The sequence below is a fragment of the Paenibacillus intestini genome (genome assembly GCF_030803945.1).
Lineage (GTDB): Bacteria > Bacillota > Bacilli > Paenibacillales > Paenibacillaceae > Paenibacillus > Paenibacillus polysaccharolyticus.
Map to the genome: position 1 here is coordinate 188375 of NZ_JAURUN010000007.1, position 13381 is coordinate 201755.

General features: G+C 48.6%; 11 protein-coding genes. All 11 read left to right on the plus strand.

Annotated elements, in window-relative coordinates; all coding sequences use genetic code 11:
* Positions 1 to 21: 21 nt before the first annotated feature.
* Positions 22 to 879 carry an imm11 family protein gene (locus J2T16_RS19120; protein ID WP_499019036.1) on the plus strand — a complete coding sequence of 286 codons (858 nt, stop codon included), beginning with the start codon at positions 22 to 24 and terminating at the stop codon, positions 877 to 879.
* 76 nt (positions 880 to 955) lie between these two features.
* Positions 956 to 1369, plus strand: a complete 414-nt coding sequence (locus J2T16_RS19125) for a GNAT family N-acetyltransferase (protein ID WP_154891398.1) — start codon at positions 956 to 958, stop codon at positions 1367 to 1369.
* Between the two features lie 173 nt (positions 1370 to 1542).
* Complete coding sequence (locus J2T16_RS19130) at positions 1543 to 1923, plus strand: ribbon-helix-helix domain-containing protein (protein ID WP_499019037.1); 381 nt, start codon at positions 1543 to 1545, stop codon at positions 1921 to 1923.
* The gene (locus J2T16_RS19135; protein ID WP_499019038.1) at positions 1901 to 3205 is read left to right on the plus strand and encodes an MFS transporter; all 1305 of its coding nucleotides are present in this window, start codon (positions 1901 to 1903) and stop codon (positions 3203 to 3205) included. The genes J2T16_RS19130 and J2T16_RS19135 overlap by 23 nt, the downstream gene beginning before the upstream one ends.
* Positions 3206 to 3377: 172 nt before the next feature.
* Positions 3378 to 3515: a hypothetical protein gene (locus tag J2T16_RS19140; protein ID WP_161556981.1), complete on the plus strand. Its 138-nt coding sequence runs from the start codon at positions 3378 to 3380 to the stop codon at positions 3513 to 3515.
* A gap of 121 nt (positions 3516 to 3636) precedes the next feature.
* On the plus strand, positions 3637 to 6387 hold the full coding sequence (locus tag J2T16_RS19145; RefSeq protein ID WP_499019040.1) for a lanthionine synthetase LanC family protein: 2751 nt from the start codon (positions 3637 to 3639) through the stop codon (positions 6385 to 6387).
* Positions 6365 to 7165: a hypothetical protein gene (locus J2T16_RS19150; protein ID WP_499019042.1), complete on the plus strand. Its 801-nt coding sequence runs from the start codon at positions 6365 to 6367 to the stop codon at positions 7163 to 7165. The genes J2T16_RS19145 and J2T16_RS19150 overlap by 23 nt, the downstream gene beginning before the upstream one ends.
* A complete protein-coding gene (locus tag J2T16_RS19155) occupies positions 7162 to 8637 on the plus strand; it encodes a hypothetical protein (protein WP_499019043.1) in 1476 nt (491 codons plus the stop codon). Before J2T16_RS19150 ends, J2T16_RS19155 begins: the two co-directional genes overlap by 4 nt.
* The gene (locus tag J2T16_RS19160; RefSeq protein ID WP_499019044.1) at positions 8619 to 10388 is read left to right on the plus strand and encodes an alpha/beta hydrolase family protein; all 1770 of its coding nucleotides are present in this window, start codon (positions 8619 to 8621) and stop codon (positions 10386 to 10388) included. Before J2T16_RS19155 ends, J2T16_RS19160 begins: the two co-directional genes overlap by 19 nt.
* A 355-nt stretch (positions 10389 to 10743) precedes the next feature.
* On the plus strand, positions 10744 to 11376 hold the full coding sequence (locus J2T16_RS19165; RefSeq protein ID WP_090918666.1) for an NAD(P)-dependent oxidoreductase: 633 nt from the start codon (positions 10744 to 10746) through the stop codon (positions 11374 to 11376).
* 249 nt (positions 11377 to 11625) lie between these two features.
* Positions 11626 to 13374 carry an NAD(P)H-hydrate dehydratase gene (locus tag J2T16_RS19170; RefSeq protein ID WP_499019045.1) on the plus strand — a complete coding sequence of 583 codons (1749 nt, stop codon included), beginning with the start codon at positions 11626 to 11628 and terminating at the stop codon, positions 13372 to 13374.
* The last annotated feature ends 7 nt before the right edge of the window (positions 13375 to 13381 follow it).

Here is a 13381-nt window from a genome sequence, read left to right on the forward strand (position 1 = left end):
ACGTGAAATTAACCTATTACTATGCCCCTACCCTATAGAAATGTTAGAAAGAAGATGAGGATACTGAAAGTCTACAAACTGAGTGGCCATCAGAAAAGTATGGATATAAATTTAGAAAATTCAGAGCACCTGCTTAATTCTGATTTTAATGGTAGCCCGTTAAAAGAGCTTTGGGAGCCAGTTAAGGTAGTCACGTTAAAAAAAAGAGTTTATCATGACTTCCCGGATTTTACGCTAGGAAAACTCATTGTGACAGGTGAAGTAAGAGATGCATTGGTTTCTTTGTTACAGTCACATGTAGAGTTTCTTGAATTGCTGCATGACAGCTTGGATCTATACGCTGTTAATGTGGTCACTATCCTTGATTGTGTGGATTGGAAACGTTCAGATGTGATGTATAGTTTTAAGGGGCGTTTCTCCAGATTCAATAAAATATTCTTCGACGTATCTAAAATACGACCTGGGACGGCGATTTTTAAGGTGAAGGAAACAGCATCTCACCAAATCTATGTAACAGAAGAATTTAAAGCGGTAGTGGAACAGCATAAGTTTAAAGGGCTTGATTTCACGCTGGTGTTTGACTCCGAATTTACTCAAGAGAAGGAAGATGAGCAGCAACAATTGTATGATGCTGCACTTGAATTGATAGAACAAAACAAAGGAAAAGAGTATGCCTATGAAGATGCCCGTGAACTTGTGGATCAGGGGAAAACGATGATCAGCGGGCGATGGAAAATGAAGCTGGATCATCAAGGGCAATTATGGCTGGGTGAGTTGCTGAAAGATTTGTCCTATCAATGGATGATGCCAATGTATATTCCACCAGTCTTGTTATTGGAATCCTGGAATGAGGCCAAGTCATCAGAAAAAATGTCATAGGTTATGAAGGAATTAAAAGCTAAGATTTAGAATTTATTCTGGTTATAGAGGTTCTAACAGGAGAGGGGAGCATTGTATGAACGAGGTGAACATTGAACATGCACCGCCTGCTGCGGTTGAATATTTGGCACTGCGGCAGATTGCGGGACTAAGTCCGATGAGCCGGGAGGGTGCTGAGATAGGGCTACCGCGTAGCTTATTTGCGGTATGTTTGCGAGAAGCGGATGTCCTCATCGGGATGGGACGTGTCATTGGGGATGGTGGTTGTTTTTTTCAAGTGGTCGATATTGCAGTGCATCCTGATCTTCAGGGGAAGGGTTATGGAAAACTGATCATGATCGAAATTATGAACTATTTGCGTGAAGCTGTGCCTGCGCGGGGGTTGGTCAGTCTACTGGCTGATGTTCCTGCGGATCGCCTGTATGCTCAATTTGGCTTTGAATATACAAGCCCGAAATCGGAAGGCATGTGGTGGAGGCAGGGGGAATAAAGTTTGAACCGGAACGGAACCCACCAATACAGCAGGTACGACATAAATAGTTACCGCAAACCTTTGGGAAACCAAAGGTTTTTTGCTTTACAACCATATTTTTACATGATAATGTAAAATAAATACAATTTACGATTTACGAATTACAGATTATAAAATATGGAGGAAATATGTTGAACAAAAATCAAAAAATACAGTTCAATCAAATGATCGAGCGATCGATGGAGCAGGCTGCTAAAAATCTTTCAGGTACCAAGGGTGTAGTTTCTGTTCGATTAAGTCAAGATGAGATTGATGTGATCGACCAGATGGTATTTCTGGAACTCGCCAAAAACCGCTCGGATGCGACAGCGATGCTGATTCGGGAAGGAATTCGCACTCACCAGACGCTGTTTCACGAGTTGCAGGAGTACACTGCAGAACTGGAACAAGTCAAAGCCAAAATGCAGCGCAGAATACAAGAATCGGGTCTGGTTGCACGATTAAAACAAGCGGAGGATCGAACAGAGATTGCAAATGGAGGCGATGAAAATGGACCAGAAAACAACAAATAAAACGAATAAAACTGGCGAAGACGGCTATCTTGCCGTGTTACGAATACCTTCCTTTACAGTGCTACTGGTAGGCAGGCTTGTCTCAGGTGCAGGTCAGATTTTATTTTCCATGGCCACGATGTGGTACATCTTGCAGTTAACTGAATCCGCACTTGCTGCGGCATTAATTCCGATGCTTCCCTACTTGATCTATGCTTTTCTGGGTATCCCGCTTGCAACGATCAGTGACCGGCTGCCAAAGAAACAATTGCTGATCTGGACCGACATATGGAGAGCCGTTATTGCTTGTATCTTAGCGATTCTATTTCTGACGGGTAGCATGCTTCCGTGGCATATCTATGTAGCCAATCTGCTCATTGCGATTCTCGGTTTCATGTTCAACCCTGCCACTCAAACGGTCATTCCGGCGATTCTGCCCAAACCGACAGAGCAACTCGCTCCAGCCAATGCCCTATTGAACTCCTCCTCCAAAACGATAGAACTGCTCGGTTATGCTTTAGGGGGAATTTTAATTGCCTTTATTTCCGTACAATCGATCCTGTTCATCTATGCGATCACTTTTCTGTTATCCGCACTTGCGATTGCCTTCATTCGTATCCCTGTGACCAAAGTGGTCAAACAAAAAGGATTTTCAGGTTTTGTCAAAGACAGCATGCAAGGGATTACCTTTTTATTTTCAAACAAAGTTTTGGCTTGCTGTATTATCTTTGGTGCTATTATCAATTTTGCAGGGGCCCCGCTACATATCTTCACGCCGATTTTTGCCAATATGGTGCTTGAAGCCGGGCCACAAGGATATGGTTTACTTCAATCTGCATTTGCCGCTGGCAGTATCGTTGGTTCTTTGCTCAGTGGAAAATATGCCAAACGTCTGTCACTGGCCCATTGGTTCCTAATCAGTTATCTGATCTCGGGCGCAAGCTTGCTGCTCATGCCGATGTACCCTAACTTGTATTTTGCCATTGCCTGCTCTTTCCTGTTAATGCTGGGGCTAGCTCTTGTAAATGTACCGTTAATCACTTCTATTCTGTTATCTACACCGGAAGAAAAAAGAGGACGTGTCATGAATAGTATGGGAGTACTTATGAGTGGTGTTAGTAACCCGCTCGGTTTGTTACTCGGAGGATGGTTAATTGAAGCCTATAGTCCATCCTGGGTGTACATGGGAATCGGCATGTTTGTTATTTTTATGGGCACGGCAAGCCTGTTCGTCAGACCTTTTCGAGAAGATCGAGCAGGACACACCTTACACAGAAAGTCCTCCATTTCTTCTGAAGTTTGATGTTAGATCATTCCTTTTTCTGCGAAAAAAACAAAGGGTATGACAGGTATTACAACTATATATGGATTTAATAAATAATTTTTGTAAAAAAATTCAATTAAAAAGAAGGAATTTAAAATTTTATGTAGAATTTGGTTTATAAGAGGGGGAGACAAATGGGAGGTAATTTATCATGGAAAACAAGGAAATTTTATCTGTACAGGATTTGATGGCTCTGGAGGTTGAAGAGGATAACAACATGTTCGAGGAAACTAGCTTGTGTACAGTGTGCAGCTGGACAAGCTCACAAACAATCGTTGTAGAGGCTTAGAACTCTTCATCGTCTCGAACCACTGAATGATTCTTTAAGATAAGTCTTTGATTTCGCATTACTAAACTAAAATAATTGTACCTCCCCCTCTTACTCTACTTCAAAAAAGGAGTGATTCTCATTGAAATCAGCAAGCCTGACTGAAAAGAAGGACGCCTATGAGAACGCTTTGCAATATATAATCCGGGATCTACCGGAATCCATCCAATGGTCGAATGACGGCCATTGGATTTGTTTTAAACCGGACCGATTAACACTTCCCCCACAGGGATGGAAGATTCATTTATCGGTTGTGCCTGTAGAGGGAGCTGAACTGCTACGAAGGATTACACCCATTCTGACAACGTATGGTGTGATGTGGAAAGTCGTAAATAGCGGGCTGAAGTTAATTGAGGCATCCAATGGTTCTACACCGCTACCTCAGACCGGGAAGTGTGTGACGATCTATGCACGCAGTGATGAACAATTTATACAATTGCTTGAGGAGATGTATGCATGTACGGGGGATCTGAAAGGCCCCGCGATTCCTACAGATCGGGCTTACCGGGGAAGTTCATGTGTATTTTATCGCTATGGAGCCTTTGTAGACCGGTTCTATTATGATCGTTACTCTGCGGCAAAAGTATATGCGATCCAGAACCCGGAAGGTAGACTGGAGGAAGACCGAAGAATACCAGGCAGATACAAGCCCGAGTGGGTAGACGAGCCGGAAGAGCTGGTGAGTATACAGGCCGGGTGGAAGAAAGAAAATGAGGCAGTAAACAATCCGAATAATTCCAGTAACAATGAGTTCGGAATACGTAAAATCCGTGTGAAGCGGGTGCTCAAAAAATCGGGCAAAGGAGGAGTATTTCTTGTCTCCACGTCCCGGCATGAGCAAGCTGTGATGAAAGAAGCGGTTCATCTCATGCGCGTGGATGGTGCCGGGCGTTCTGCCCATGATTATCTGGATAACGAGTATCATGTGCTTGATCTGATGAAGGATACGGGGTATACTCCGCGGCCTATCGATCTGTTCAGTGCTGAACGGAATCGATATCTGATTCTGGAATACTTCGAAAGCATCAGCTTGCGCGAGTACATCCACCGCAGACATGTAGCTACCGATGACAATCAGGAAGAGCTTTACCGAATCGGCTCGGATATTCTGGATATTGTAGAACATTTTCACGATAAAGGCATTGTCATCAACGATTTAACTCCGAATAACATTGTTGTGATGCTTGACGGAAGTGTGCGGTTGATCGATCTGGAATTAGCCTATGTGAAAGATAGCAAAAGTCAGGTGAAACCATTAACAGGGCACACGCCTGGTTATGTGCTTCGAGGAAGAGAGCACAGTCAGCGCTCGGAATACTCCGATGATCTCTACGCGCTGGGAGCCGTTTATTATTACATGGCAACCTCCATGGACCCTTATCTGAAATACAGACAGTCTCATCTGTCTGCTGGACAAGCCTATTTGGACAATCTCAATGATAAACAGCTTCTTGGGCTGGGGAGTCTGGGGATCGAGATCATGTCTGCACGATATAATGATTTATCTGAAATACGTGAACAGCTAATACGTATGTGTGAACAAGCTAAGGGCGATTTAACAGGGTGCGAGCAATCTTCGCGCACGAATGAAGCAGACATGACGGCAGAGGAAGTACTTCATCAAGCCGAGCTTATGGCTAACAAGTTGGTTCAATCCCTTGATTTGAACAATGCTCACCAACTTTATCCCGAAAATAGGATGAGCAAAATGTTCCACCCGGCTAATTTCAACTTTGGATGGACGGGCATGGCCTATGGTTTTCATCAGCTTGGGCAGATTACGCAGAATAGAAAGTATCATCAGTATGCTCGTGAAGTATTGGAGTGGATATTGAATCATACGCCTTATATTCCCGGAGAAACGCCAGAAAGCCTGTATTTCGGTTATGGGGCTGTTCCTTGGGCACTGGCACAGACAGCGGATGCGCTGGATGATAAACCGTTACTTCGCATTGCTGAAAATCTGGCCTTGGAGATGACAAGACATGAACCGGTTCAAACCAATATCAGTCATGGAGCGGCAGGTTTAGGATTAATGCTGATGGAGGTACATCATCTTGGAGGTTGTTCCGAACTTTTGACAAGGGCTGATGAACTCGGTGAAATGATTTTACAGCAGGAAAAGCGAACGGAAGACGGGTTGAGCATGTGGGAAGTGAAGGACAAGTCGGATAAAAAAAGCCACCACTCGTATGGGTTTTCGCATGGCATGGCAGGGATCGGATATTTCTTGCTTGCTTTAGCGAAGCAGACGGGGAAGGGCGAGTATTATTCGGCGGTGAAGCGCATTGTGGACACGCTGGAACATGCGAGTTACGAAGGCAAGAATGGGGTGAGGTTATGGCCTGCTTCCCCCGAAAAGCCGGATGCTCTCTGGATTCATTGGTGTAATGGTTCGGCGGGTATAGGACGGTTTTTACTGACTGCAGCCGAGGTTCTGCAAGATCCGGTATGTTACAGACTTGGTCAGCAGGCCGCAGATGCGGTAGCCCAGTCGACCATTTTTGCTTCTTTTAGCCAGTGTCATGGGATAGCGGGTAACGGGGACTTTTTGATCATGGCCAATCGGAGTTTCCCTGGCAGATACGAAGCCAAATTGAAAGAGTATACACAGAGTCTATACATGCTTCGCAGTGATGTGCAGGAAGACTTGTGGATGTGGCCACTGGAGGATATGGAATCATTCTCCCCGGACTATATGACGGGATACATGGGGATTTACTCTTTTCTGCTTCGTCGATTTTATCCTGCGGTTTCTTATGAACCCATGGTATATTCAGGCTTCGACCAGACCAGGGAGGTACAGGTATATGATGCAAACATCCATAGCTGATATCCTGCCACAATGTCAGCATGAACCCGGCAAGGTCGGGGGTCGATACTATGCCAGTGAGCCTGGGAAAAGAGAAACGATCTCTTCCATGCTGTTGATAGATCATGGCGAAGGTCAATATATGATGGATTTATGGAGTGAAGCTTCATCTCATGCATATTGGGAAGGACGGATCACATCCTTATTGGATACGTTGTCCTACTCCTCTATATATGTAACTGCACCCGCCTCGTTTCCATGGGAAAGGCTCGGGTATAAGGCAGATGTGCTTGCCCATCGATATCGCTTTTACGGTGATCTGAAGCACATTTCTGTTCCGGTTATGCCGGATTTGAACGGGAAGTGGTTGCCTGCAGAAGGGCAAGAGGAAGTTATGGCTCATTTGCTTCAAAGCAGTGATCCAACATGCCCCGGAATCCAAGCTGCTCGCAAGGCAGTGGATGATATCTATGAAGGGCTGTATGGACGTTTACTGGAAGGGTCGGGACTTGTGGAACTAGAAGGAACGAAGATCGGAGGCTGTCTGTTAAGTGATGAGTTTGATAGCATCCTTCTGTCACATATATTCACCATGCCTGCGGCAAAACGCAAGGGCTGGGCACGGTGGCTTGTTGCTTATGCTCTACATCAGTGCAGTTCCGACCCGGAAAAGCAGATTAAGGCTTCTCTTGATGCAAACAATCAAGGGAGCTATCGCTTGATGAGTGCATTGCCTTTACAGCAGGTGCCTGAACTTATACATGTATGCCGGATCAGGAAAGAGAGGGAGTCCTCATGAAACCTGTTTTGCTGGAAAGTACGGACTATCATGATCTGAGAAGTACATGGTTTCGTGCGAGCCACGAACCAGGGTTATTTGTGGTTGAAGGACGTTCGGATATTGTGCAGCAAGAGCTACGCAAGTTAAGTATGCATTGGCAGGATCAGGCGATTCGCCTTGTGCTTGATGATGCGTATCGCACGTTGCCATTCATTTATCAGTTGAACCCGGTTCACCCGATTGATGATCTGGTGGCATGCAAAAATGCATTGCTCCGATTCCATCGAGCCGGCTGGGCACCGGGGCCACGGAAATGGATCTTGGTTGAGGTGGTCTCCGGTCTGCATCCTGCAGATTTGGGAGCCATACATCATCTGCTCTATCGTCAAAAATTAAAGGACGTAAGCGTATTGTTATTTTTTCATCAATATCCCGTGAGTGTTAACCTTCCCCAACATGTATCGAGGCTGGCTATTTCTCTGGTGAGAGATACACCGGAACATACCCGGCGTTTGTTAAATGAACAGTTGCGGATGGCTGGTAGGCACGATGAAGCGGAAGGTAAACAACAACGTAAAGCATTGGCTCTATATAACAGGCTGGCCTGGATTTTGTTGTGCAAATCGGATAATCACCTGCGGTACAGGGCTTGTTTTCGCTTTTTTAGTCAAAACGCCATATTCCAACAATTATCAGCTTCGCAGCAGGCCATTCTATGGTTTGAACTGGGTCAGTTATTAACCAAAAATGGGGATGATTATGACGCGGCAAGAGAATGTTATGCTCACGCTCGGGCCGTTCTGGAGCATGAGGAATTGGACGAAGTTTATCGTATTGGAAAAGAGGCGGCACTAGATAACGGTGAAGCATTAATTGAGATGCAGGAAGGCCACATCTCACGTGCAATCGAACTGGAGAAGCGAGCCGGGATGCGTATTCGTGAGCTTCCTCCAGGGCCGGATCGGCATGTTTTTCAGATTCAAACCGCTCTAAATATTGCAGGGTTGCAGATCCGGGCAGGGCTTCTCATGGATGCAGAAACGACACTAATAGCTGCCGAAAAACTCTGCACAGATGTGTACTCGGTTTGGCTGGGGCATATACTTCAGTTAAAAATGTCGGTATATCAACAACTCGGAGAGCAGGAGTTAGAATACAAAATGTTGATTCAATTGTTACGGATGAAGACGGGTTCAATTCCTTCCAAATTGTTGCAACGTTCAATCGAAATGGCTGGCGTGCTCATCCAGCAAGGGGAAGAGGAACGTGCTGCGGAGGTGTATCGTCTTCTGATCGCGGGATTGCCAGCAACCAATCTGAAGCAAATCCGTTTGATCCGGCAAGCGTTAAGTAGTTTGGGAACAGAGAGTCCCGCAGCAACGGCCACACAGCATCAGCTTACGCTCAAGCTGGAACTACAGCTTGATACCTGGGAGCAATTCAAGTATTGGCATGAGGGGAGGGAATCCGGTTGGGCAATCCATTCCTGAACCGAATGAGTGTGAACCGGGATCGGACAAGCATGGTCTTGTGTTATGACGACCAGACATGTGAATGGTGTGAGCTTGACGATGCTGGCGATGTTCAAGGTGTGCTTTGTCTTTCCGATCATTGGACAGAACGGGGCCAGACTGTACAGCATGTTCAATTCATCGCAACAGACCAAGTGGTGGCAATCACCCTGGAGAAGACGGAGAGATGGATTTATGTCTTCCAAAAAGAGCGGGAGCACATAAGCATGATTCAAACGCTCTCTCTAAAATTACCGTTTCCGGTGATGCAGTTTGCCCGGCAAGATGAACAACTCCTGCTACTTTTTTCCGTTCGGCATCGTTCAGGAACGGTGCAGATCGGGCTGTATGATCCCGTGAAAGAAAAAGCCGAGTGGGTTACTCCAGAACTGGATAACCCGCAATTTGTGTTTTGGGCCAAGCCCGAGCGAGAGATTGGTGTTAATGTGGGCGGGGTTGGCAGAGTATATTTTTACGGGAAAGATACCGGATCATCTCGGGAAATTCCTTATAAGGAATATGCTTATCCGGTGATGGACAAGCAAGGTGATCAGATTGCTGTCTGCATTCCGGCGGGAGATGGTTTTTGTCCTGGCTGGATGAGCGTTCAGGAGAATGTTGTTCAAGGTAGTCTGGAGCACACTGAGCCGTTCTCTGAGATGATTCGTATCCAGCTGGATGTGGATCGACAGCATATCTTATGCGAGGGAATAAGGCGTGGTAAGTGGCAATACGTTCAGTACACGCTGGATGGAAAAAAGACATTTGAGCTGTGTGATTATCCCGGAACGTTAACGCAAGCGGTTCACAGCAAGGACAAGCAGAGTCTCATTGGTAAATTCGAGTCCATTACGACTGCCCCGGTGCCCGCCAGATATAAAATATCTGAATCGTTTGGTGACATTACGCCACTTTCGGTCAGGCATGGGGATACGTTTGTAGGTAATCTCGTACAGCAACCGGAGACCAGGTACAAACACCTGCGTTACGGGAACGAGTTCATTCCTTATATGGATATCCATCCGGGAGGTGAAGAACAGGCAGTCATCTATCTGCACGGTGGGCCACATAATTGCCTTTTGGACAGTTACAGCCCGGTTATTGCGCGTTTATGTGAGGCTGGAGTGAGGGTGATTGGGCTGAATTATCCCGGTAGTTCAGGATTCGGTTCTGATTACAAGCAACGTATTCAGAATGATTGGGGCGGTGTGGATGCAGATGTTATTCGGATTATTCGAGAGCAGGTCTTGGGTTCATATTCGGCAGTTTCACTGTATGGCGTCAGTTATGGGGCTTATTTAGCGCTGTTAGGGGCAGGTAGAAACCCGGAACTGTGGAGCGCCGTTGTGGCTTGCGCACCGTTTACGGACTTAAGCAGCTTGTATGCTGGTGGTGGGGCGAAGCTAAGATCGTTTTTGCAGATGGAAATTGGAGGATTGTTACAGGATGAATCCGCACTGCGGGAGAGAAGCCCGTTAACCTATGCGTCTGGATTGTGTGAAGTAGATCTACAGCTTGTCCATGGACGGAATGATCAGCTCTGCCCGGTGGAACAGACGGAGCGCTTATATCGGGAGATATTGAAGCGGAAAGAGCCTGTAGAGGCGGTCGATAGGCAACTTGAGATGCACGTCATTGATGATCTGCAGCATGAGGTGTATGCAGAGCGAATCTGGGCGGCGAAGGCAGTTCATTTTCTAACCCGAAACAGGGTAACTCAGCCAAGATAAACAACGAAGATAAGTTCTTTAAGCATACGTGACCAGGAGAGATAAACAAGATGAATTGTTGAAGCCGCCCGTGCGGCTTTTTTTTTGGCGTACGTGGAACTATTATAGATGAGAGAAGAAGGGTGAAGAATGGGTTGAAACCTGGAAGAACATATATAAAGAAATCTACAATATGTGAATGAAATAGAAACGCTCAGCTGAGGTGTTGGTACCGCTGATGAAGATTCGAGTTTACAAGTAGGTTTATCCGGTTTAAGATGGCGTGAGCCGTTTAAGGTATATAACAACAGGATTAAGTATTAAAATAACGGTACAGCTTATTTAGATGACATCGATAGAAAAGAGGGATTCAGATATGAAAGTAACTATTTTTGGAGCGACCGGAGCGATTGGTAAGACGATTTTGTGGGAATTGATGGATCGTGGGCATGAAGTGACCGCGGTGGTGCGTGATCCGTCCAAGGTGGAGATGGTGCATGAGCGCTTGCGTGTAGAGCAGGGGGATGTGCTTAACCCGGATCAGGTTGCTGATTTTGCAGCGGGACAAGAAGCGGTAGTAAGTGCTTACGGGCCGAAGTTTGGCGAGGAAGAGGAACTGCTGGAGGTAACGCGTTCACTGATCGAAGGCGTGCGCCGTGCCAATGCCGGGCGTCTGGTTGTTGTAGGCGGAGCAGGTAGTCTGATGACCGATTCAGGTGAAATGCTGATGAATACCCCGGGTTTTCCAGAGGAAATCAAACCTCTTGCACAGGCTCATGCGGATGCTTATGGACTTCTGGAAGAATCCAATATTCACTGGACGTATATGAGTCCGGCAGCAACGATCACGACAGGGCGGAGAACAGGTCAATTTCGGATTGGCATGACTCGTGTCATTACAGATGATCTGGGCGAAAGCAGCATTTCTGTAGGTGATTTTGCCGCAGCTTTGGTGGACGAACTGGATGATCCGCAATTTGTTCAAGCGCGATTTACGGTGGGGTACTAACTGAGGATAGATAAGCAAATGGGATAATTATAGATGTGACAGATAAGCCCTTGGCGCAAACCACGAGTGAGTGGAGAACCAATGAGACATAAATGGATTGAAAACTCGTAAGGCACGAATGATCGGAAAACGAGTAACACATGATAGATTGGGAAACTAATGGCAATGGAAAACTTATGAGAATAGAATACCCATGAGTGTGATGCTCTAAGCAGTGTTATTCATAACGCGACCGGGGAGGGATGAGTGTTGTTTATCGTAACCGCTGATCAGATGCGGGCTATGGACGAGTATACGATTCAGCAGCTTGGTATTCCTGCGGCCAGTCTGATGGAGAATGCAGGCAGAGCTATTGCCGAGGAAGTTATCAAGCTGTGCCGGGAAGGGCAAGAGGGTGGCAGGCGGGATGATCGCGGCTGGGGTGAAGGCGACCATGCTGAAAGTGATGAAGCACGGCACAGAAACATTGGTGAGGGTGGGGGTGGCTGGCCTGATCGCGGCCAGCCAAAAGAGGCGTTGCGGGCACATACCGGGCCCGGCGACCGCGTAGGTTACGGGGGTGACATCATCGCCGATCCGGCGCTGGTGATGGCGCATCCCGGTGATCAGCATTGGTACATGCTGATCGGCAAGGGCAACAATGGCGGCGACGGGCTGGTTGCGGCGCGCCATTTGGTTGAAGCGGGGCTTGGCGTGACGTTAGTCTACGCCGATGCCCCGGAGGCACTGCGGGGCGAAGCCGCAGTGCAACGGGATGCCGCCGCGAAGCTCGGCATCCCTGCCATTGTCCACGGGCGTGAAGCCGTGGACTTTAGCCGGTGCACAGGCATCGTCGATGCGCTACTGGGCACCGGCTCGCGTGGTGCGCCGCGCGGAGCATACGCGGCGCTGATTCGCGCGGCGAACGACAGCGGTAAGCCAGTCGTATCCGCCGATGTGCCAAGCGGGCTGGACGCCGACACCGGTGAGGTGTACGAGCCGTGCATTGAAGCCCGGTTAACTGTATGCCTTGCGCTGCTTAAGCGTGGTCTGGTACAGTACCCGGGCGCTTCTGCCGCAGGGCGCATCGTTGTGCGCGCCATCGGCATTCCCGCGCGCCTTGCGCCAGAGCATGGCCCCTCTGTCCGTCTGCTGACGGACGAGGTGCTGCGGGGTGCGCTGCGCGTGGACACAGGCCGTCGCCGGGCACCGGACGGCCATAAGGGCACCTACGGCCATGTATTGCTGGCCGCAGGAAGCATGCCGATGAGCGGCGCTGGCCTGCTCTCGGCCAAAGCCGCGCTGCGCGCAGGTTGCGGGCTCGCCACATGGGCGCTGCCCGCGGCACTGTTGCCGCATGTCATCGGCACCGTGCCCGAGCTTATGCTCGCCGCTGCAGCCGATGGCGCCAGCGGCGAATGGAACGCGGCTTCCGCCGCAGCGGTGCTGCGCCTTGCGGAGAGCCGCGACGTACTTGCGACCGGCCCGGGCCTTGGTCGTTTCGAAGGCGACACCGACTGGCTGCGCCGTCTGTGGCAACAGACGGATCGTCCGCTCGTCATCGACGCGGACGCCCTCAACATGCTGGCAGATGCAGGCCCAGATGGGCCACGCACCTGGGGCCAGCGCAGTGCGGCGACCATACTGACGCCGCACCCTGGCGAGATGGGCCGACTGCTGCGCATGTCGACCCCTGAAGTGCAGCGTGACCGAATTGGACACGCTGCACGGTACGCCCGCGAGCAGGGCGTGACCCTTGTGCTCAAAGGAGCACGAACGGTCATCGCAACGCCTTCCGGCGAGGCGTACATCAACACCTCCGGCCACGCCGGCATGGCAACAGGCGGTGCCGGTGACGTGTTGACCGGCATCATCGCCGGTCTGCTTGCTCAAGGGCTAGGCGCGGAACAAGCCGCCGCGTTCGGTGTATACCTGCACGGACAGGCTGCCGAACGGGCAGCATTGCGGCGAGGCGATCCATCTTCCTTGCTGGCAGGAGATATTATCGATGCACTGTAGAGGTGTG